Source organism: Marinobacter sp. MA (assembly GCF_048298425.1).
In the GTDB taxonomy this organism is placed as follows: Bacteria; Pseudomonadota; Gammaproteobacteria; order Pseudomonadales; family Oleiphilaceae; genus Marinobacter; species Marinobacter salsuginis.
On record NZ_CP103058.1, the window covers coordinates 2,625,350 to 2,646,776 of the forward strand.

15 protein-coding genes are annotated in these 21,427 nt (G+C 57.9%); 7 read left to right on the forward strand and 8 right to left on the reverse strand.

What is annotated here, in order from left to right:
• Positions 1 to 82: 82 nt before the first annotated feature.
• Positions 83 to 823 carry a nitroreductase family protein gene (locus NUW46_RS12165; protein ID WP_418140211.1) on the forward strand — a complete coding sequence of 247 codons (741 nt, stop codon included), beginning with the start codon at positions 83 to 85 and terminating at the stop codon, positions 821 to 823.
• Positions 824 to 844: 21 nt separating this feature from the next.
• On the opposite strand, the gene NUW46_RS12170 is transcribed toward NUW46_RS12165, so the two are convergent.
• Together NUW46_RS12170 and edd are read right to left on the reverse strand one after the other, a co-directional pair.
• Entirely contained in the window at positions 845 to 1,810 is a 966-nt protein-coding gene (locus NUW46_RS12170) for a glucokinase (RefSeq protein WP_418140212.1), read from the reverse strand.
• Positions 1,807 to 3,627, reverse strand: coding sequence for a phosphogluconate dehydratase (gene edd / locus NUW46_RS12175; protein ID WP_418140213.1), 1,821 nt, complete (start codon positions 3,625 to 3,627; stop codon positions 1,807 to 1,809). The genes NUW46_RS12170 and edd overlap by 4 nt, the downstream gene beginning before the upstream one ends.
• A 169-nt stretch (positions 3,628 to 3,796) precedes the next feature.
• Here edd and gap point away from each other — a divergent pair, with 169 nt between their 5' ends.
• Together gap and pyk are read left to right on the forward strand one after the other, a co-directional pair.
• Positions 3,797 to 4,801: a type I glyceraldehyde-3-phosphate dehydrogenase gene (gene gap, locus NUW46_RS12180; RefSeq protein ID WP_418140214.1), complete on the forward strand. Its 1,005-nt coding sequence runs from the start codon at positions 3,797 to 3,799 to the stop codon at positions 4,799 to 4,801.
• Between the two features lie 68 nt (positions 4,802 to 4,869).
• Positions 4,870 to 6,318 carry a pyruvate kinase gene (gene pyk, locus NUW46_RS12185; RefSeq protein WP_418140215.1) on the forward strand — a complete coding sequence of 483 codons (1,449 nt, stop codon included), beginning with the start codon at positions 4,870 to 4,872 and terminating at the stop codon, positions 6,316 to 6,318.
• Positions 6,319 to 6,846: 528 nt separating this feature from the next.
• On the opposite strand, the gene NUW46_RS12190 is transcribed toward pyk, so the two are convergent.
• The 3 genes from NUW46_RS12190 to zwf are packed head-to-tail and all read right to left on the reverse strand — an operon-like array spanning position 6,847 to position 9,705.
• Positions 6,847 to 7,494 (reverse strand): bifunctional 4-hydroxy-2-oxoglutarate aldolase/2-dehydro-3-deoxy-phosphogluconate aldolase, encoded by a 648-nt coding sequence (locus NUW46_RS12190; protein WP_069183684.1) that lies wholly within the window; start codon positions 7,492 to 7,494, stop codon positions 6,847 to 6,849.
• 29 nt (positions 7,495 to 7,523) lie between these two features.
• Positions 7,524 to 8,237 carry a 6-phosphogluconolactonase gene (gene pgl / locus NUW46_RS12195; RefSeq protein ID WP_418142035.1) on the reverse strand — a complete coding sequence of 238 codons (714 nt, stop codon included), beginning with the start codon at positions 8,235 to 8,237 and terminating at the stop codon, positions 7,524 to 7,526.
• Positions 8,230 to 9,705 carry a glucose-6-phosphate dehydrogenase gene (gene zwf / locus NUW46_RS12200; protein ID WP_418140216.1) on the reverse strand — a complete coding sequence of 492 codons (1,476 nt, stop codon included), beginning with the start codon at positions 9,703 to 9,705 and terminating at the stop codon, positions 8,230 to 8,232. The genes pgl and zwf overlap by 8 nt, the downstream gene beginning before the upstream one ends.
• Positions 9,706 to 9,916: 211 nt before the next feature.
• Here zwf and NUW46_RS12205 point away from each other — a divergent pair, with 211 nt between their 5' ends.
• The 4 genes from NUW46_RS12205 to NUW46_RS12220 all read left to right on the forward strand — a co-directional run bounded on the left by NUW46_RS12205 (position 9,917) and on the right by NUW46_RS12220 (position 16,276).
• Positions 9,917 to 10,789, forward strand: a complete 873-nt coding sequence (locus tag NUW46_RS12205) for a MurR/RpiR family transcriptional regulator (protein WP_069183306.1) — start codon at positions 9,917 to 9,919, stop codon at positions 10,787 to 10,789.
• 275 nt (positions 10,790 to 11,064) lie between these two features.
• Positions 11,065 to 12,393: a carbohydrate porin gene (locus NUW46_RS12210; RefSeq protein ID WP_305967346.1), complete on the forward strand. Its 1,329-nt coding sequence runs from the start codon at positions 11,065 to 11,067 to the stop codon at positions 12,391 to 12,393.
• Positions 12,394 to 12,610: 217 nt separating this feature from the next.
• Positions 12,611 to 15,775: a pullulanase-type alpha-1,6-glucosidase gene (gene pulA / locus NUW46_RS12215; RefSeq protein WP_418140217.1), complete on the forward strand. Its 3,165-nt coding sequence runs from the start codon at positions 12,611 to 12,613 to the stop codon at positions 15,773 to 15,775.
• Positions 15,776 to 15,847: 72 nt separating this feature from the next.
• Positions 15,848 to 16,276 (forward strand): hypothetical protein, encoded by a 429-nt coding sequence (locus NUW46_RS12220; protein ID WP_083231773.1) that lies wholly within the window; start codon positions 15,848 to 15,850, stop codon positions 16,274 to 16,276.
• A 78-nt stretch (positions 16,277 to 16,354) separates the two neighbouring features.
• Here the strand turns inward: NUW46_RS12220 and NUW46_RS12225 are convergent, their stop codons facing one another.
• From NUW46_RS12225 to lon, 3 genes are all read right to left on the reverse strand, one after another.
• Positions 16,355 to 18,199 carry a SurA N-terminal domain-containing protein gene (locus tag NUW46_RS12225; RefSeq protein WP_305967344.1) on the reverse strand — a complete coding sequence of 615 codons (1,845 nt, stop codon included), beginning with the start codon at positions 18,197 to 18,199 and terminating at the stop codon, positions 16,355 to 16,357.
• Between the two features lie 156 nt (positions 18,200 to 18,355).
• Positions 18,356 to 18,628 carry an HU family DNA-binding protein gene (locus tag NUW46_RS12230; protein ID WP_008174603.1) on the reverse strand — a complete coding sequence of 91 codons (273 nt, stop codon included), beginning with the start codon at positions 18,626 to 18,628 and terminating at the stop codon, positions 18,356 to 18,358.
• Between the two features lie 238 nt (positions 18,629 to 18,866).
• Entirely contained in the window at positions 18,867 to 21,284 is a 2,418-nt protein-coding gene (gene lon, locus NUW46_RS12235; protein ID WP_418140218.1) for an endopeptidase La, read from the reverse strand.
• Positions 21,285 to 21,427 lie beyond the last annotated feature (143 nt).

The window sequence follows — 21,427 nt, forward strand, 5'->3', positions numbered from 1 at the left end:
TCATAAGGGCGATTGCATATACGGGCATTTCCCGTAACGATAGAGGCACAATCACGACACAACAAGTCTCGAAGGACACACCATGAATGCCAAAGCAGGCCCTCTTCCTCTGCCGGAAATTGATGTCGAGGAGTTCCGAAAAGTCGTTCGCACCCGCCGCTCCATCAGGCGCTTCACCGATGAGCCTATTCCGGAGAAGGTGCTTGAGGATTGCCTCGAGCTGGCAACACTTGCCCCAAACTCCAGCAACCTTCAGCCCTGGGAATTTTTCGTGGTTCGTACTCCGGAGCTGAAGGCAAAACTTGCCCACGCCTGTCTTGGCCAGAATGCCGCGAAAACCGCCGCCGCGCTGGTCGTGGTGGTGGCCCGACCGGATAGCTGGCGGGCTCATGCACAACAAGCCCTCACAGACTGGCCGGAAGAAACGCTGCCGCCGATCGTTGAAAAGTACTACCGAAAAATCGCCCCCATCCACTACAACCAGGGCCCCTTCGGGATTCTGGGATTAGCGAAGAAAGCGGCAGGACTTGCCGTGGGAATCACCCGGCCCGTGCCCCGGGGCCCCTACTCAAGCTGCGAGATGAAAATCTGGGCCACCAAATCCACCGCCCTGGCGGCCCAGAACCTGATGCTCGCGCTCCGGGCCCATGGCTATGATTCCTGCCCCATGGAGGGTTTCGACGAGCATAGGGTGAAGAAGTTGCTCAACCTGCCCGGAAAAGGACTGGTGACCATGGTACTGGCCGCCGGCCGCCGGGCGGAAAACGGTGTGTATAACCGCCAGTACCGTTTCGATCAGAGCCAGCTGGTCCACTACCTCTGACCCAGCAAAGGCACTCGGGCATCACACCTCCGGATTGCCCAGTGCCTCGGCCGCTCCCAACAGCCCGGTGTAGGGCTCTGTGACCACATAGACCGGCGTGAACTCCAGCAACGGGCGCATTCTGCCTTTATCCTCAAAGCCGTTCCGGAAGGGACTTTCCAGAAAGAAATCGAGGAAACGGGGCAGGATTCCACCGCAGAGATAAACACCACCGATGCTACCCAGGGTCAGAACCCCATTGCCGGCTACCCGACCGAGGATTTCACAGAAGTGGCGGAGCGTGTGTCGCGCCAGGCTGTCGGTGTTTTCCACCGCAGCCGCGGTGATTTTTTCCGGCGCATCCAGTGGGGCGGCCACGCCCTGGATCTCGGCATGGGCCTGATACAGATTCAGCAGGCCCTGACCACAAAGAATACGCTCTACCGACACCCGCCCAAATCGGGCCTTGAGAATCCGCAGCACCGCCATTTCGGTATCATCGGTGGGGGCGAAATCCACGTGGCCGCCTTCTGTCATCAACGGTACCCAGCCATGCTCAATGGGCACCAGGCCCGAAACACCGAGCCCGGTTCCAGGCCCCATAACCAGTCGGGGGCGACGGCTGTCACCCGGCCCACCACACACAGGCACAAGGTGTTCGTCCGGAACATGGGGAACGCCGAGCGCCATGGCGGTAAAGTCATTGATCACCTTGAACCTGGACCAGCCGAACTGCGCCCGGACCTCTTCGATATCAAAGCGCCAGTGATTGTTGGTCATGCGAACCTGGGTGCCCCGAACCGGTGAGGCAACGGCCAGACAGGCTCCATCCACCTCTGAAACTCCGACCCGGGCCAGGTAATCCCGCACGGCGTCATCGAGATTGGTGTATTCCCCGCAGGGCAGAATCTCGATAGCCCCGGGCTGCACACTGCCCTTCTCTACCAGTGCGAAACGCGCATTGGTGCCGCCGATGTCACCGACCAGTGAGTAATGTGTTGCTGTCATGCCTCATGATTCCAGAAAAAGCTGGCGCCTTCCTCGGGATTGCTGGCCGCACGTCGCATCCAGCCAAACAACTCCCGACCATAGCCGTGATGATACCCGGTCAGGTCCGCCTTTTCAGAGTCCCGGCCGGCGAACTCCTGCTCATCCACGCGGATGGCAAGCACACCGCTTTCGGCATCAAGGCAGACCGTATCGCCATTCTTGACCTTGGCCAGCGGCCCACCGTCCAGCGCCTCCGGATAGACATGGATCGCCGCGGGCACCTTGCCGGACGCACCGGACATACGGCCATCGGTCACCAGGCCCACCTTGAATCCTCGATCCTGCAACACGCCCAGGTAAGGGGTAAGCTTGTGCAGCTCTGGCATGCCATTGCTCTTGGGTCCCTGGAACCGCACGATCACAATGCAATCCCGATCCAGGTCGCCGGCCTCGAAAGCTGCCTTTAGTTCGTTCTGGTCGTTGAACACCACGGCCGGCGCTTCAACTATCCGGTGTTCCGGAGCAACGGCAGAAACCTTGATCACGCCTCGTCCCAGGTTGCCATCAAGCACCCGTAGCCCACCATCGGGTGCAAACGGCTCCGCAACCGGGCTCAGCACATCCGGGCGAAGGCTTTTTTCCGGCGCCGGCTTCCACACCAGCCTCTCATCCTCCAGCTCCGGCATCTCGGTATAGCGCTCAAGGCCATAGCCCACGACCGTGTTCACGTCATTGTTCAGGTACCCGCCGCTCAGCAGCTCCCGGATCAGGAACGGGGTACCTCCCGCCTCGTGAAACGCGTTCACGTCTTCCTGGCCATTGGGGTAGATGCGGGTCATGGAGGGGACTACGGAAGAAAGCTCGGCGTAGTCGTTCCAGTCGATGATGATACCGGCAGCCCGGGCAATGGCGATCCAGTGAATGGTGTGATTGGTGGAGCCACCGGTAACCAGCAGCGCTACCAGCGCATTGACGATGCTCTTCTCATCCACCATATCGCCAAGACCAAGCTCGCCTCCGTGAGGCTTAGACAATTTGATCACCTGCTCGGTTGCGGCACGGGTGAGTTCTTCGCGCAGCGGGGTATTGGGATTTACAAAAGCCGATCCCGGCAAATGCAGCCCCATGACTTCGACCAACAGCTGGTTGCTGTTGGCGGTGCCGTAAAAGGTGCAGGTGCCGGGGCTGTGATAGGACTTGCTCTCGGCCTCCAGCAATTCTTCCTTGCCAACCTTACCCTCGGCGTAAAGCTGTCGAATCCGCTGTTTTTCCTTGTTCGGCAGCCCTGAAGGCATCGGGCCTGCCGGAACCAGAATGGTAGGGAGATAGCCGAAGCTCAGCGAGCCGATCAGCAGGCCTGGAACAATCTTGTCGCAGATGCCCAATAGCATCGTGGCATCAAACATGTTGTGGCTCAGGGCCACGGCCGTACTCATGGCGATGGTGTCCCGGGAAAACAGGCTCAGCTCCATACCCGGCTGGCCCTGGGTTACGCCATCACACATGGCAGGCGTGCCTCCGGCCACCTGGGCTACGGACCCCATCCCCCGGGCCGCCTCCCGAATAACATCGGGGAACTTTTCGTAGGGTTGGTGGGCCGAAAGCATATCGTTATAGGCCGTTACCATGGCCACATTGGCCTTGTTCATGAACTTCAGGGTGTCTTTGTCGCCCTGACTACAGGCCGCAAAACCGTGGGCCAGATTGCCGCAGGACAGAGAACTCCGGTGCGGGGATTGGGCTTTGAGAGCGTTCATGCGGTTCAGGTAATCCTGCCGCGTTGAGCGACTGCGCTCAATAATTCTCTGGGTAACCTTGTCTACGGTCGGGTGCATGGTGGGCTCCATTGCATAATTTATTAGAGTGGTCGTTTTTAGACGTAATTTTACTTTCTTTTTTTAGCATTTCCACCGTTGAATCGTTCATTTATTCTTTTTTTGTTGTTATATTTACTACATTGCCGAGGTTAAACGAACAAAAAACGACCACCCAAGGAGTCAGACGATGACAATCCGTATCGCAATCAACGGTTTTGGCCGCATCGGTCGCAATGTTCTCAGAGCATTGTATGAAAATAACTACCGGAGCCAGCTCCAGGTTGTTGCCATCAACGACCTTGGCGACGCCGAAACCAACGCTCATTTGCTCAAGTATGACAGCGTTCATGGCCGATTTAACGCCGACGTCAGTCACGACGCAGAATCCCTGACCGTTAAAGGGGACCGGATTGCCATTACCGCTCTCCGCAACCCCGAAGAACTGCCCTGGAAAGACCACCGTGTTGATGTCGTTTTCGAGTGTACCGGCCTCTTCACCAAACGCGACAAGGCGGCTGCACACCTGACGGCCGGCGCCCGCAAGGTTATCATCTCGGCACCCAGCCCTGATGCGGATGCCATGGTGGTATACGGCGTGAACCACGAAACACTGACCGCCGACCACGACATCATCTCCAATGCGTCCTGCACCACAAACTGCCTGGCTCCGGTGGTTGAAGCCCTGCACAAGACCATTGGTATCGAGAGTGGCCTGATGACCACCATCCACTCCTACACTAACGATCAGAAGCTGAGCGACGTCTACCATTCCGACCTCTATCGGGCACGCTCAGCCACCCAGTCAATGATCCCAACCAAGACCGGCGCCGCTGCCGCCATTGGCAAGGTCATTCCGGAGTTGGACGGCAAACTCGATGGCCTGGCCGTTCGCGTTCCCACCATCAATGTGTCACTGGTGGATTTCGGCTTCATTGCCAGCCGGGAGACTACCGCAGAGGAAGTCAACGAAGCGGTTAAAGCGGCCGCCGAGCAGAGCCCGGTTCTTGGCTATAATATCGAGAAGCTGGTCAGCGTGGACTTCAATCACAACGCGCTCTCCAGCATCTTTGACGCCAACCACACCCGCGTTCTGGGCCGTCACGTAAAAGTCATGGCCTGGTACGATAATGAATGGGGGTTCTCGAACCGCATGCTGGATAATGCACTCGCCCTGATCAAGGCCGGCCAGTAAAACTGGCCGGCCCAGCTGATTCCGCTACCCTGTTCGAGACCATTTTGAAGAACCAAAGGACACAAACCATGCTCAGGCGTACCAAGATCGTCGCCACCCTCGGCCCCGCCACTGACTCGCCGGAATCCCTCGCAGCTATAATTGCCGCCGGAGTAGACGTTACCCGACTGAACTTTTCCCACGGCAGCGCCGAGGAGCACATCGGGCGAGCCCGCCGTGTCCGCGAAGCGGCTGCAGCCCAGGGCCGGTTCGTCGCGCTGCTCGCCGATCTGCAGGGCCCCAAGCTTCGCATCGCCCGCTTTGCGGAGAACAAGGTCACCCTTCAGGCCGGCCAGACGTTTATCCTCGATGCTGCCATGGACAAGGAGGCCGGTACCGAAGAAAGAGTCGGGATCGATTACGAGCAACTGATCGAAGATGTGGAACCGGGCGACATCCTGGTTCTCGATGACGGTCGCATAGAGATGGAAGTTCAGTCGGTGTGCGACCATAGCATCACCTCGACGGTTCTGATTGGCGGCCCGCTCTCCAATAACAAGGGCCTGAACAAGCGTGGCGGCGGCCTGTCCGCTGAAGCACTGACAGAAAAGGACAAGCAGGACATCGTCACAGCCGCCAAACTCGGTGCCGATTACGTGGCGGTCTCTTTTGTTCGCACCGCCGAGGATATGCACATCGCCCGGCGGCTGCTGAAGGAAGCCGGCTCTGACGCCGGGCTGGTCGCGAAAATCGAACGGGCAGAGCTTGCCGACGATGTGGAAGCCCTGGACGCGGTCATCGAAGCCTCCGATGCCGTGATGGTTGCCCGCGGCGACTTGGCCGTGGAAATCGGAGACGCACAGCTGGTTGGCGTCCAGAAGCACATCATCTCCCGCGCCCGGGTTCTTAACCGCGCGGTGATCACGGCCACGCAGATGATGGAGTCGATGATCACCAGCCCGATGCCAACACGAGCCGAAGTCTCAGACGTTGCCAACGCGGTGATGGACTACACCGACGCGGTGATGCTCTCTGCCGAGACCGCGGTGGGTGATTATCCGAAGGAAGCCGTGGAAGCCATGGTGCGCATCTGCCTGGGTGCCGAGAAGCATCCATCGATGCATCAGTCCAAGCACCGGATTCACGAGAGCATGGAAGCGGTGGACGAGGCCATCGCGCTTTCAGCCATGTACGCCGCCAACCACCTTGAGGGTGTCTCGGCCATCATCTGCATGACCGAAACCGGTGCCACGCCTAGGTTGATGTCCCGCATAAAGTCGAGCCTGCCAATCTTTGCGTTTTCGCGCCATCACTCCACGCAGCATCGGGTCGTTTTGTTCCGGGGCGTTCAGACGGTGCCTTTCGATTCTGCCAAGATCCCGAACGAGCGGACGAATGCGTTGGCCGTGTCGGAGCTGGTAAATCGCGGGGCAGTCAAGGATGGTGATCTGGTGGTGATTACCAAGGGTGATTATGTGAATGCTCAGGGTGGGACCAATACCATGAAGATTGTCCGGGTTGGTTCTGACATTCGCTGATTTTTACTTCCTGATTAGCCCGCTGTCGTCGGTGCACGACCTTGTAGCCTGAGAGTCTTGTGCCGGCGGCAGTGGGGCTCCCCTTTCCAAAAAACGCTACGAGCACATCCATGTGCGCTTGGCTGTGGCCATCCTTGGCCACAGACATTTTTGGAAAGGGGAGCCCCACTCCCTCCTTCAAAGCTTTCAGTTATCTCTGCGTGACAGTTTTTCGATTGCTACGAATGTCATTGTAGTCATGTAGGTCGGATTAGCCGTGGGCGTAATCCGACAAACAGTCTTTAAACCGGGAAACCCACGACGAGTCCGTCGGATTACGCCTGCGGCTAATCCGACCTACGAAATCACGGTGACTAATGGCGTTATCGGAAAGTTTGACAAGCGCTTTGGGGCAGGGCTTCCGGGAATGTCGCTGGCCAGGGACGGCCAGCGCCAAGCGCACATGGATGTGCTCGTAGCGTTTCCCGGAAGCCCTGCCCCAAAATGCGCCCACTCCAAAACTTCCAGTCTGGGAAACCAAGTCGGAAATTAGAGATCAGCAAGACTCCCACGCGCAATCTCGGTAATCTGTGCCCAGTCCTTGGCCGCCACCACATCCGCAGGGGTCAACCAGGTGCCGCCAACGGCCTGGACGTTGCCGAGGGCCAGGTAGTCGGCTGCGGTGTTTCGGCGGATGCCGCCTGTAGGGCAAAAGGTGACATCCGGGAAGGGGCCGCTGAAGGCTTTGAGGGCCGGGATGCCGCCGGCGACTTCGGCGGGGAAGAATTTGAATTCGCGATAGCCGAGGTTATAGCCGACCATCATTTCCGAGATGGTGGCAATGCCCGGCAACAGAGGCGCTTCAGAGGTCACGCCGAATTCCAGGATGGCCTCGGTTACCCCCGGGGTGATCACGAACTGGGCGCCAGCGGCTTCCACCTGCCGATACTGCGCAATGCTGGTCACGGTACCGGCGCCCACCCAGGCGTCCGGGATGGCTTTGCGGACTTCTTCGATGGCTTTGAGGCCGTGTTCGGTGCGCAGGGTGATTTCCAGGACGTTGATGCCGCCATCAACCAGTGCCTGACAAAGCGGCACGGCGTCTTCGAGCTCTTGGATAGCGATAACTGGCACCAGGGGTGAGGATTGCAGTACTGCCCTGACGCGCTCGCGATGGTAGTCGGAAAGTTGATTCATGGTTTTCTCCATAACAAAGGTCGGGCGTTTCAGGGGCTCCAGAACAGCTGGAGGCCAGGCTTGAGGAAAGCTCTGATGGGCATTTCGAGAACCTCGTCCGGTTCTGACAGGGCACGCTCCAGTGTCTGCAGCTTGTCCTCGCCCTTCAGATGCAATGCCTTGAAGCGGGCATCTCTCAGGGGCGGCCAGGTAAGGGTGATGCGCTTTTGGGGTTGCGACGCGGGCGTAGCAGCAGCAACGATGTCCTGACACTCGGTATCCATGGCACCCTTCAGCTCCGGTGCATCCGGGAACAGCGATGCCGTGTGGCCGTCGTTGCCCATGCCGAGAATCAGCACGTCGATGGGCAGGGCCAGATCCGCCAGCTCGGCCTTGACCCGTTCCAGGCTTTCGGCAGGTGTGGCACCGGGCTGTTTGAGCGACAGGAATCGGGCCGACGCCGCCTGGTTCTGCAGCAGATTCTCCCGAACAAGACGGGTGTTGCTGGCGTCATCGCTTTCGTCCACCCAACGCTCATCCGCCAGCAAGACGTCTACCCTGCCCCATTCCAGATTCTTGCTGGAAAGCGCCTTGAAAAATGGCAGCGGCGTGGAGCCGCCGGATACCACCAGGCTCGCCCTGGGCGCTTCTCTCAGGCGGGCAGCCAGAAACTCTGCAACCGCATCCGCAAGATTCAGGGCCACAGCCTCAGGCGTTTCACCTGAACAGTCGCGAACACCCTGGGGCAAGCGCAGATCAGACATCTTCATACCAGCTCCTCCCATCCCGGGTGATCATGGCGATGGAGGCAACCGGCCCCCAGGTTCCAGCGGCATAACGCTTGGGCGGTTCGCCGCTGTCTTTCCAGTTCTGGATAACCTGGTCTACCCAGCGCCAGGCGAACTCCACCTCGTCACGGCGGACAAACAGGTACTGGTTGCCTTTCATCACCTCCCACAGCAGACGCTCGTAGGCGTCCGGAATACGGTCGGTGGCAAAGGTCTCCGAGAATGTCAGCTCCAGCGGGCCCTGGCGCAGGCGCATGCCTTTGTCCAGACCCTGGTCTTTGGTGAGGATCTTCAGAGCCATACCCTCATCGGGCTGCAGTCGGATGATCAGCTTGTTGTTGGCCAGGTGTTTCTGGTCGGGATCAAAGATGTAGTGCGGGGCCGGTTTGAAGTGGATGATTATCTGAGACAGCTTCTCCGGCAGGCGCTTGCCCGTGCGAATGTAAAAAGGCACGCCGGACCAGCGCCAGTTATCGATTTCAGCTTTCAGGGCCACAAAGGTTTCAGTAGCACTGCCCTTGTTCGCACCTTCCTCTTCCAGATAGCCGGGCACCGGTTTGCCATTGCTGGTGCCGGCGGTGTATTGCCCGCGCACCACATAGCTGTCCATCATGTTCGGCGTTATCTGCTTCAACGCCTTGAGCACTTTCACCTTTTCATCCCGGATACTGTCCGCGGACAGATCGGAAGGCGGATCCATGGCAATCAGACACAGCAGCTGCAACAGGTGATTCTGGATCATGTCCCGTATCTGGCCGGCTTTGTCAAAATAGCCCCACCGACCCTCGATGCCCACGCTCTCGGCCACCGTGATTTCCACATGGGATATATGATTCTGGTCCCATTGCGAGGCAAACAGATTGTTGGCAAATCTCAGGGCGATCAGGTTCTGGACGGTTTCCTTGCCCAGGTAATGATCAATCCGGAACAGCTGATTCTCGTTATAGACCTCGCCCAGCTCATCGTTGATCACCTTTGAGGACTCCAGGTCGTGGCCGATCGGCTTCTCTACCACCACCCTGGTCTTCTCGGTACAGCAACTGGCGGAGCGCAAGTTTCGGGCTATAACACCGTACATGGACGGCGGGGTGGCCATGTATACGATGAGCTCATTGTTGGCGTCATCCCGCCAATCGTTGAGCACACCAAAGGCCTCCGGTTCGTTAAAATCCAGAATCTGGTAATCAACCCGTTTCAGAAAGGACTTGGCCGTTTCACCGTCGAACTCTTCCGGCTTTACATGCTGCTTCAGCTTGTCGAACAACTGCTGGCGCACGGTCTCGGTATCCGCCTCCGTGCGGGCAATGGCCAGCACCCGGCTACCGTCGGCCAGGAGGTTGGCTCGCTCCAGCTGGTAAAGCGCCGGAAACAGTTTTCGCTGGGCGAGGTCCCCCAACGCTCCGAATAGCATGAGGTCACAACGGGTATTGATCTTGTTGACCATTGGTTCCTTCTCTCTGGTGGGCAGTCCGTCGCAAAAACTCGACGACCGGACTCAATGTAGTAATTTTAAACAAATAATGACATTCAAAAATCAATATTCCAAGAAAAAACTGCTTTTCGTGATACTTTTACTACCCCAAAACCAGTAAAAAAGCGGTATAATCACCGCGTTTTCAAGACACCGACCGCCCATGATTCAGGGAGTACCATTGATGGCCGCGAACCAGGCGCACCGTGACGACAATCTGCTTGAGGACATCCAGTCCAGGCTGGACAGCCTTAACAAATCCGAGCGCAAAGTGGCCGAGGCCATTCTCCGCGACCCCAGCGCGGCCACCCGTTACAGCATAGCTGCACTGGCCAGAGCCGCCGATGTAAGCGAGCCAACGGTCAACCGCTTCTGCCGGGGTTTCTCTGCCACGGGCTTCCCGGATTTCAAGATCCGCCTCGCCCAGAGCATTGCCACCGGCACCCCTTACATCGGCCAGAATGTGGAGCCGGATGACACCGTTGCCGAATTCGCCGACAAGATCATGCTCAGTACCATTGCCAGCCTGGACAAAGCCCGGCAGGCGCTCGACCCGAAAGCCCTGGCCACCGCGATCGATTACCTGATCCAGGCCAAGCAGATCAATTTCTTTGGCATGGGCGGATCTGCGGCTGTGGCCATGGACGCTCAGCACAAGTTTTTCCGCTTCAATATCCCGGTCATGTCCTACGACGACGCCTTGATGCAACGTATGGTTGCGGCCGGCGCCAACGTCGGTGACGTAATCGTCCTTATTTCCTACACGGGCCGCACCCGGGAAACTGTTGATATCGCGCAACTGGCGCGGGCAAACGGCGCCACTGTGATTGGCATCACCAACCCCGACTCACCCCTGGCGGAAAGCTGCACGGTGGTACTGGGCGTGACCGCTCCGGAGGACACCGAGGTCTACATGCCAATGTCTTCACGCATCATTCACCTCAGCGTTATCGACATCCTGGCAACCGGTGTAACCCTCAAACGCGGCGCGGATTTCCTCGGGCACCTCAAGAAGATCAAGGAAAGCCTCAAACCAACACGCTTTCCGCCGAGCTGAATACAACCAAAAGAAAGATAGCAAAGCGAACAACAGAGGGGCTCCTCCTCCTACGCCCCTCCTCCCCCTGAAAACTCCCCCCCCAAATTCTTCGGGGCGGATGATGTACTACCCCCTAGGTTACAACACTATGAAATCCGGTTTCCCAATGTCTGATTGGCAGAAGCTGCAATCGCGGGAACCGGAAGCCTGATCCGGCCATTGCCAATCCAATCTCGGCATCCGGAGATTCCGCTTCCCTGACATTTAAAAAAGATAAAAAGCACAGGACACAGATGATGCAAAACAAAAAGCGCTTTACCGCAAACAAGCTTCCCCTTGCTGCCGCAATCACCGCCGCAGTCCTGGCAACGCCAGCCGTTGCTGTCGATTTCCACGGCTATGCCCGGGCCGGCGTGTCCACCAATATTGGCAGCGGTGGCGAGCAAACCTGTTTCGGCAGCGGTTCCACCGGCCACTACGTTGGACGTCTGGCCGATGAATGCGACACCTACTCTGAGCTGGCACTGGGTGATGAACTCTTCAGCCAGGACGGCAAAACCTTCCGTTTTGATTCCATGCTGGCCTACAGTGCCAACCGCCAGGGCAACGATTACCAGGCCCTGAACGGTTTCAACAACATCAACAACGTGGATTTTGGCAACCAGGAAACCACGTCGAACAGTTCAGACCCCTACGGCGGTGGTGACATTGCGCTTCGCCAACTCTATGTCTCCGCCAATAACGTGATCGAATCACTGCCCGGCGCCACCCTCTGGGCCGGTAAGCGCTTCTACAAGCGGAAGGATATCCATCAGCTGGACCTGTTCTATGTCAGTAACGCCGGCTACGGTGCCGGTGTCGAAAACATCACTGCAGGCCCCGGCCAGCTCTCACTGGCCTACACCAATTCCGATACCAGCGACGGTGACAATTTTGTTCAGAACAACAAGGTCGACGTGCGCTATTCCTTCCCTCTGGCAGGCGGCAATAACCTGGAGCTGATCGGCATCTACGCCATGGCCGACCTGACAGACGCCCAGAAAGACGCCGGTATTAATGATGAGAACGGCTATTTCTTCACCGCCGAGTTCTCTTCCGGCGTGATGGGCGGTTTCAACAAGTTCGCGGTTCAGTACGGCGCCGATTCCATGGGCTTTGCGCTGGCCGAGAATGCCAGTGGTGGCCGGGTGGACAACGGCAACGTGGCCGGCTACTTCGAATCCAGCTGGCGCGTACTCAACCATGGTGTAATCAAGCTTGGCAAAGGCTGGGATCTGGGCCATTCCGTGGTCTACGAGCAGGCCGAATCGCATGATCCTGCCGCCAAAGACGGCGAGCGTCTGAGCATTGTTGCCCGTCCGATCTACAACTGGTCGCCGGTGATGAGCACCGCAATCGAAGTGGGCTACAGCGACACCGACCGCCCCTGGTTCACCGAATCCCAGGACCTCGGTAAATTCGCCATCGCCCAGCAGTGGCAAGCTGGCCCCGGATACTGGGCGCGCCCGGTAATCCGTGCCTACGCCGCAACCTTCTTTGGTGACGAAGCCGAAGCAGCGCGCGGTGGTGAAGGTGTCGATGGAGATATCCAGATCGGCGCCCAGATCGAAGCCTGGTGGTAAGGCTCTAAAACCCACACTCTCGTTGGACCTCCTCTGGGCCGGCTTTTGCCGGCCCCTTTTTTTGTGTGCTGCCCCCTTTCTACTACCCCGGCACTATTCCATCTACGCCCCGAAAAAATGCCCGCCGAAGGATGTCCTTCCGGCTTTATCAGGCAACTATGAACTTGGCCCAAAAGGGTTCAAAGCCAAACAAAAACAATGGAAAAGAGGATTTCCCATGCCTGAGCAAAGATTGGTTGCGGGCAGCCTTGCACTGGCGTTTTCGCTGGTCCTGGCCGGCTGCAATTCCGGAAGCGACAACCCTGCGCCGGACGACGGCACCGGTAGTGGCAGCCAGACCGATGCCCTCCTGAAGCCGGGCGAAAACGAAGCATTGCTCTACTACAAACGACCTGACGACAACTACAGCGGCTGGGGCCTGCATCTCTGGAACAACCCCGCAGACGGCTGCGACGGCCTTGCCGAAGGCGTTCCCACAGAATGGAGCAGTCCCCGGTTACCGGATGGTGTCAGCGACACCTACGGAGCCTGGTACCTGATCCCGATGCGCGAAGCCGGAGAGTGCATGAACTTCATCATGCACAAAGGTGATGAAAAAGACCTGGGCGGCCTCGACCACCGCTGGCACTTTGGCGCCCTTGGCGATCGCATCTTTACCCTGAGCGGCAGCCAGGAGTTGTCCCAAACCCCGATAGAGGCAGAGGCTGTTACCATCGCCGGAGCCAAGGCTCACTGGCTTGATGAAACCACGGTAGTGATCAAGGACGCAGGCAGCCTGGCCCGGGTTGAACTGAGGCATGACCAGAATGCGCAAATCACCGTTACCGAAAACGAAACGCTTGACGGCGGACAGCCCCTGGCACTCTCGGCAACCTCTCTTGCCCCTGCTCTTGCGGAGAAATTCCCGCACCTGAGTGAATGGCCGGCCTTTGAGGTTCAGGCAGGCAACTCTGACATCAAAGCGGCTCTGAAAGGCCAACTGGTCGCCGCAGGCTTTAACAGCAGCGACGATCTGGTTATGGCCACCGGCGTCCAGATCCCGGGGGTGCTGGACGATCTGTTTGCCTATAACGGAGAGCTGGGTGCCGTGATAAACGGCGCAGACGTGGACTTCGCCGTCTGGGCGCCCACCGCACAGTCATTGCGCCTGCATGTTTTCGACAATTCAGGCACGCTGCTTCCGGGCTATCCCGTCAGCGTGTCTGAGGCCGATGGCGTCTGGACCCACAGCGGCAGTTTTGCGGAACTGGATCGGCAATTCTACCAGTACGAGGTGACTGTCTACCACCCCAGAACGGGCGCCATCGAGACCACGATGGTTTCAGATCCCTACGCGCTCAGCCTCTCAACCAACGGCCAGTATGCCCAGGTTGTGGACCTCGCGAGCAACCACAAACCGGCCGGCTGGGATTCGCTGTCAACGCCAGCCATGCTGGCTCCGGAGGACGTCGTTGTTTATGAGACTCACATTCGTGATTTCAGTGCCACCGATGAAACCCTCGATCCGGCACTGAGAGGCAAATACCGTGCATTCACCGCGCCAGCAGACGGCAGCGTCGACAGTGTCGCGCACCTGAAATCCCTGGCCGATGCCGGCGTCACCCATCTGCATCTGCTCCCAGCTTTCGACATTGCCACCGTCAACGAAGATCCCACCGGGGTTGTCGACATCAACGATGATTTCAGCCGCCTGTGCGATCTGTCCGACGAGGCTGCCAGCGCCTATCAGGCATACTGCGCCAGTGGCAAAACGATTCGTCAGGTGCTGAGTGAATTCGATCCGCTGACTGGGGACGCCCAGGCCCTCTACAACACCTTCCGCGATCTGGACAGCTTCAACTGGGGATACGACCCGGTACATTTCACCGTTCCGGAGGGCAGTTATGCCTCCGATGCAGACGGCACCCAGCGCATTCTGGAGTTTAGGGAAATGGTGCAGGCAGCTACTGCGCTTGGCCTGAACGTGGTCATGGACGTGGTGTACAACCACACCAACTCATCCGGGCTTGCCGAAAATTCTGTCCTGGACAAGCTGGTTCCCGGTTATTACCACCGCCAGAATCCGGAAACCGGAGCGGTCGAACAATCCACCTGCTGTGAGAATACCGCCAGCGAGCACGCCATGATGGAAAAGCTCATGGTGGACTCACTGGTAACCTGGGCCGACCATTACAAGATCTCCGGTTTCCGCTTCGACCTCATGGGCCACCATATGCTCAGTAATATGGAAAAAGCCCTCGCAGCGGTAAAGGCGGTCGATCCTGACACTTACTTTTACGGAGAGGCCTGGAACTTCGGCGAAGTGGCCAACAATGCCCGGGGGCAAAATGCCATCCAGGCGAATATGGCAGGCACCGGCATCGGGTCTTTCAACGACCGGCTTCGGGATGCCGTCCGTGGTGGTGGCCCGTTTGACGGCGGCGATGCCATCCGCGCTAACCAGGGCTTCGGCAACGGCCTCTTCACTTTTCCAAACGACCGCAACACTGGCAGCGACGACGAGAAAAACCGCCTGCTCCAGGTCAGTGACTGGGTGCGCATCGGTATCGCCGGCAGCCTGAAGGATTTCAGCTTTGAAACTGGCAACGGAGAAATCCTGAGCGGCGGCCAGATCGACTACAACGGGCAGAATGCCGGCTACACCGACGATCCCCAGGAAATCATCAACTACGTCTCCAAGCACGACAACCAGACCCTGTGGGACAACAACCAGTACAAGGCGGATTACGCAGCCACGACCATGGAGCGGGCACAAATGCAGGTGGTCAGCCTGGCCGTGCCCATCCTCAGCCAGGGCATCCCCTTCCTGCACATGGGTTCGGAGTTGCTGCGCTCAAAATCCATGGAACGGGACAGCTACGACTCCGGCGACTGGTACAACGAAGTGGACTTCAGTTACCAGAGCTCTGCCTGGAACCGGGGTCTGCCTCGTCAGGACAAGGACGGCTCAAACTGGGATCTGATCACCGAAGTGATTCAGTCAGCAGGCGCGGGTGCGGCGCCTACACCTGAAGCGATTGCCTACACCAACGAACAGGTCCGCGAGCTTCTGACCGTCCGCAGGGACTGCCCGCTGTTCCGCCTACAAACGGCCGAGGCCATCCAGAACCGGTTGCGGTTTCTGAATACCGGCACAGGCCAGATTCCGGGAGTGATCGGTTACAGCCTGCTGGATGACACTAGTAACGGCCTGCCCGACCTCGATGCCGCCAACGATGAGATTGTCGTCGTTATCAACGCTAGTAATAGCACCCAGACCCTGAGCACGGGGCTGAGCGGAACCTTTGCTGTTATGGCGGACACATCACCAACAGAGACTGCGAGCGCATCGGGCGGCGATTTCTCCGTTCCGGCGCTTTCCGTTGGCGTCTTTACCCGCTAAACAGCGGCTGCTCAGACAACGATATGGCCACCGGTTGGCCCGGTGGCTTCTACAAAAAGAAGGAGAATACCCATGAACATGAAACGCCATACTCTCGCGCTCGCTTCCGTCCTGGCCGTCACTGGTTGTGCGACCACCGGAGGTGAGCGGGATTACAGCGAATCCCTCTATCTCAGAGGCCAGTTTGCCTGGTGGGATGCACTGCCCGAATACAAGGTAAAGAAGGTCGACAGCGGACTGTACCGGACTGAAGTGGAACTGAAAGCGGATGGCCAGCCTTACGAGTTCAAGTTTGGCGATGCCAACTGGAGCAGCGGCACAAACTGCGGCTATCTCTCGGAGGCCGACGACAAGGTGGTGGAGCTCGACACGCCGGTAAACGCGAACTGTTCCGCCGTGTTCGAGAACTTCCGCTTTACCCCGCCGGAGTCGGCGGTCTACGGTTTTTTCTTTGACACCTCCGGTGAGGTGCCTCAGGTCTACATCAAGAAGGCCGAATAACAGAAAAGCCCGGGCATAGGCACCGGGCTTTTCGCTTTCTCTGGGCGCCATTAGGCGCCCTCTTTCATGGAGCGGACATCAGGGTCTCTCGACCTCTGCCCGATTCCTCAGGAACTGCTGGTAAGCGGCGTATTCACGCTGGCCTTCAAGCGACGCCAGGAACTCACGGAGCTGGTTCAGCTCGGTGCTTTCTTCGGCCACCTGACCGTCGGTAACCTCGTCCAAAGCGATCACTGCGGCTGAATTCGGCGTCACAGCCTTGCCGTAACGGGCATCGTCGGCAGGACGGGGCAGAGAGAAAACCTGTTGCATGATGGCAGGCCCAACATCCGAGGCGTTCCTGGCAAGACCCTCATAGCTCGCCCACTCTCCAATACCCTCGGGGGTATTGCCAGCTTCAAGCTCAGCGATAATCGTATCGGCCCTTTCGGAGAGCGCTTCACGGGTCTTGCGTTGCTCAAGCGTGGCACGGATCTGATCACGAACCTCGTCCAGCGGCAACTGCTCGGCCTCATGGTACTCACGAACCCGCGCGACAACGGAGACGTTGTCACCCACATCAATCAGCTCGGTATTGTAGCCAGCCTCCAGGACATCCTCGGAGAACAGCTGTCGCACCAGACCGGCATGATCAAACGGGGCCTGGCCACCGTCACGGGTGATGCCCGTGGCCTCTCGCACTTCCAGACCCAGTTCTTCCGCAGGGCCGGCCAGGTCATCGGCTGCATAGGCAGAGTCGGCAAGTTCGGCACGGACTTCCGCAAAACGCTCCCTGGCCTGTTCGCGAGCCAGTTCACGACGGAGTTGCTCTTCCATTTCAGCCAGAGACGGCACCTCGGACTCTCTAACATCTTCCAGACGGATCAGATGGACACCGAAGGACGTACGAACCGGCTCCGAAATCTCCCCTTCCTCAAGGGCAAACAACGCCTCCTCAAAGGCCTCGGCGTAAATACCGCGGCCAGCGTAACCCAGATCGCCGCCGTCCTCCGCAGAGACGGTGTCAATCGAATACTCCCGGGCCAGATCGGCGAAGGATTCACCGGCCGCCAGGCGCTCCTGGATCGTCGCCATGGTTTCGTCTGCTTCACTGCCGTCTTCGATCAGGATGTGCGACGCACGACGCTCCTCGCTCGCCAGATCAGCCGACCGCCGCTCGTAATAGGCCTGAAGCTCCGCATCGTCAATTTCGATGCTCTCGGCGAGGGCACCCTGGGACAAGGTAATATAAGCGGCATCGACCCGCTCCGGCTTCTGGAACGCCCCTGAATTCTCTTCATAGAAGGTTTCGATGTCGGCGTCCGTAACCGAGATGCTATCCGCCACGGAACTGGCGGGAATATCCAGTACCCGGAAGCTCCGGGTCTGATTCTGGATCTGGAGCAGTTGCTCGGCGTTTTCATCGGCAACAAGGCCACTCTGGACGATGCCGGCACGGATCTGGTTAACCACGTACTGCTTGCGCATGGCTTCGCGGAACTCGCCGACACCCATACCCATGTTGCGCACCGTGGAAACGAAACGGTCACGGTTGAACTGTCCATCCACCTGGAACTGAGGCATCTGGGTGATCAAGGCATCGATATCCGCATCATTGAGTTCCAGACCCTGGGCGTTGGCGTCCTGGATCAGGACCTGCTCCTGGATCAGGGAATCCAGTACATCCGTGCGGATCTGATCTTCGTTGAGCATGGAAGGATCGGGGGTTTCCATTCTGGATAGCCGACGCTGACTCTCCATCTGCACCACGCGGAGAAACTCCCGCTCGGTAATATCCTCGCCGTTGACCGTTGCCACCTCTGGCTCGCCAGAGAAGCCGCCAACAATGGCGTCCATTCCCCAGATGGATAGCGACACAATCAGAAGACCAATGATGATCTTGGCAATCGTGCCCTGGGCATTTTCCCGAATATCTTGAAGCATGTTTCTCCCGGATCCCTGTTCAAGGTCGTGCAGTGTTATTCGTTTCAGCGCGCTGTTACGGGCGGACCTAACGTAAAAAGGCGCACCCTGAGTGGAATGCGCCTTGAATTCTTCTTGGGTGGCCCCCTGTGACAGGAGCCACCGGAGAAAGAACCGTTACTTAACGGCGTCTTTCAGGGCCTTGCCTGCTTTGAACCCAGGCACTTTGGAGGCCGGAATCTTGATCTCGGCACCAGTCTGCGGGTTACGACCGGTACGAGCAGCACGCTCTTTAACGGAGAAGGTACCAAAACCGATCAGAGTTACCTGATCGCCTTTTTTCAGGGCACCGGTGATGGAGTTGGTCATTGCATCCAGAGCACGGCCAGCGGCGGCTTTGGAGATATCTGCGGACTCTGCAATTGCATCGATAAGTTCGGACTTGTTCACACTAAACCCCTTCGATTTCAGGTTGAAGATGTTATAGGTTGGTTTGTTTTTTCTCGGACGTTCTCGACTATCGCATAAGCGGTCAGAGAATTCCATTCTTCAGTTTTCTTATTCCTTTCGGCTTTATACCGGCATTCGGAATAGGCACTAACTGCGCGGGAGCCCTTGGTATTGGCTGCTTCACGGCGAAACAGTTATACCAATGGGCTCTCTGGCATGTCAACAACTCATCAAGGCTTTAATGTGTATTTATGCGTTCTGACGCGTCGCCTTCCTCATCACGCGGCTTGCCGGACCCGGTTTCCGGGGAGGAATCCTCAACCCTTGGCTCGGGCGGATACGCCAGCGCAATGTCGAGCACTTCGTCTATCCACTTCACCGGCCGTATCTCCAGTGACTCCTTGATGTTCTCCGGTATCTCTTTGAGATCCCGAACATTTTCATCAGGGATAATCACCGTCTTGATGCCACCCCGGTGTGCTGCAAGAAGCTTTTCCTTCAAGCCGCCGATGGCCAATACACGCCCTCGCAGGGTAATCTCACCGGTCATTGCCACGTCAGCGCGAACCGGAATCTTGGTCAATGAAGAAACCAGGGCTGTGCACATGCCGATACCCGCACTCGGGCCGTCTTTCGGCGTGGCACCTTCCGGCACATGGACGTGCAGATCGTGTTTCTCGTGGAAATCATCGGCAATTCCGAGACCGGGTGCGCGGCTGCGAACCACCGTCAAGGCCGTCTGGATGGACTCCTGCATCACATCGCCCAAAGAACCGGTCTTGACCACCCGGCCCTTGCCCGGTGTGAGCGCACATTCAATGTGCAGCAGTTCGCCGCCCACCTGGGTCCAGGCCAACCCTGTCACCTGACCAATTTCATTCTTTTCTTCGGCCAGGCCGTACTTGAATTTCTTGACCCCGGAGTAGTCTTCAAGCATGTCCTTCGTGAGAGTCACAGACGCCTTATCGCCACTCTCCACGTGGTCACGCACCACCTTGCGGCAGATTTTCGCGATCTCGCGCTCCAGGCCACGCACACCGGCTTCGCGGGTGTAGTAGCGGATCAGGTCGCGCAGGGTATCCTCAGGCAGCTTCAACTCGTCCTTGCGCAGCCCGTTTGCCTTGATCTGCTTGGGCAACAGATACCGCAGCGCAATGTTGACCTTCTCGTCCTCGGTGTATCCGGGGATACGGATGATTTCCATCCGGTCCAGCAGCGCCGGCGGAATGTCCATGGAGTTGGAGGTGCAAACGAACATCACATCGGAGAGGTCGTAATCAACTTCCAGATAGTGATCGTTGAACGTGTGATTCTGCTCCGGATCCAGAACCTCAAGCAGCGCTGATGCCGGGTCACCACGGTGATCCATGCCCATCTTGTCGATTTCATCGAACAGGAACAGCGGGTTTTTCACCCCCACCTTGGACAACTTCTGCAGAAGCTTGCCCGGCAGCGCACCGATGTAGGTTTTCCGGTGACCACGGATTTCAGCTTCATCCCGAACGCCGCCCAGGGCCATGCGGGTGTATTTCCGATTGGTAGCGCGGGCGATGGACTGCCCGAGTGAGGTCTTACCAACACCAGGAGGTCCCACCAGACAGAGCACCGGGCCTTTGACCTTCTTCACACGACTCTGAACCGCCAGGTATTCCAGAATACGCTTCTTGACCTCATCCAGGCCGTAGTGGTCTTTATCGAGGATCTCCCGGGCTTTTTCGATGTCGTGACGGACACGGCTCCGCTTCTTCCAGGGAATGGCCAGCATCCAGTCGATATAACCCCGAACGACGGTTGCCTCCGCAGACATCGGCGACATCATCTTGAGCTTGTTCAGTTCGGTTTCGGTTTTCTTGCGGGCTTCTTCCGGAAGGCCGGCTTCCTCGAGCTTCTGTTCCAGTTCTTCGAAGTCGTTATTGCCTTCGCCCAGGTTACCCATTTCCTTCTGGATAGCCTTCATTTGCTCGTTCAGATAGTACTCGCGCTGGCTGCGCTCCATCTGCTTCTTGACGCGGCCACGGATGCGTTTCTCGACCTCGATCAGATCGATTTCGCCGTCGAGCTTGCCCAGCAGAAGGTCCACACGCTTGCGGATATCCAGCGCTTCCAGGAGCTCCTGTTTTTCAGGAATACGCATTTCCAGATGCGCGGCCATGGTGTCGGCCAGTCGCTCCAGCTCTTCAATACCGGTAAGCGCATTGGAGACTTCGGAGGGCACCTTTTTGGAGAGTTTTACGTACTTTTCAAACTCATCCATCAAAGTCTTTACCAGAACCTCCTGCTCGCGCTCGGGCAAGCCTTCTTCATCCATAAGGACTGCGCCACCGGACAGGAATTCGCCCTCGGTGATGTCGCTGATGGTGGCTCGGGCGTTGCCCTCTACAAGCACTTTGACTGTGCCATCGGGCAGACGGAGCATTTGCAGGACCGTGGCCAGGGTGCCCATCTCGAACACATCCTTGGGGCCAGGTTCATCGGTGGAAGCGTCTTTCTGGGCAACCAGGAGGATTTCCTTGCTTCCTTCCATTGCGGCTTCCAGAGCCTGAATGGATTTTTCTCGGCCCACAAACAGCGGGACCACCATGTGCGGAAACACCACTACGTCACGCAGCGGAAGCAGCGGGTACTCTTGCACGGCATTTTCGGGTATACGGGTCATTGGGAATCCTCTGACGGTATTTCTTTCAGCATATCACCCTTCATTGGGGCGCCCGCAAAAATTGCAATCTTTTTACCAAACGAAACAGGGCAGGAAACTCGGGATACAAAACGCGAAAAGGGGCGTCACCGCCCCTTTTCATT

Coding starts and splice junctions, on each gene's coding strand:
- pulA (WP_418140217.1), top strand. CDS start 12,611: ATGCCTGAGCAAAGATTGGTTGCGGGCAGCCTTGCACTGGCGTTTTCG.
- NUW46_RS12220 (WP_083231773.1), top strand. CDS start 15,848: ATGAACATGAAACGCCATACTCTCGCGCTCGCTTCCGTCCTGGCCGTC.
- pgl (WP_418142035.1), bottom strand. CDS start 8,237: ATGTCTGATCTGCGCTTGCCCCAGGGTGTTCGCGACTGTTCAGGTGAA.
- gap (WP_418140214.1), top strand. CDS start 3,797: ATGACAATCCGTATCGCAATCAACGGTTTTGGCCGCATCGGTCGCAAT.
- pyk (WP_418140215.1), top strand. CDS start 4,870: ATGCTCAGGCGTACCAAGATCGTCGCCACCCTCGGCCCCGCCACTGAC.
- zwf (WP_418140216.1), bottom strand. CDS start 9,705: ATGGTCAACAAGATCAATACCCGTTGTGACCTCATGCTATTCGGAGCG.
- NUW46_RS12170 (WP_418140212.1), bottom strand. CDS start 1,810: ATGACAGCAACACATTACTCACTGGTCGGTGACATCGGCGGCACCAAT.
- NUW46_RS12165 (WP_418140211.1), top strand. CDS start 83: ATGAATGCCAAAGCAGGCCCTCTTCCTCTGCCGGAAATTGATGTCGAG.
- NUW46_RS12190 (WP_069183684.1), bottom strand. CDS start 7,494: ATGAATCAACTTTCCGACTACCATCGCGAGCGCGTCAGGGCAGTACTG.
- edd (WP_418140213.1), bottom strand. CDS start 3,627: ATGCACCCGACCGTAGACAAGGTTACCCAGAGAATTATTGAGCGCAGT.
- lon (WP_418140218.1), bottom strand. CDS start 21,284: ATGACCCGTATACCCGAAAATGCCGTGCAAGAGTACCCGCTGCTTCCG.
- NUW46_RS12205 (WP_069183306.1), top strand. CDS start 9,917: ATGGCCGCGAACCAGGCGCACCGTGACGACAATCTGCTTGAGGACATC.
- NUW46_RS12225 (WP_305967344.1), bottom strand. CDS start 18,199: ATGCTTCAAGATATTCGGGAAAATGCCCAGGGCACGATTGCCAAGATC.
- NUW46_RS12210 (WP_305967346.1), top strand. CDS start 11,065: ATGATGCAAAACAAAAAGCGCTTTACCGCAAACAAGCTTCCCCTTGCT.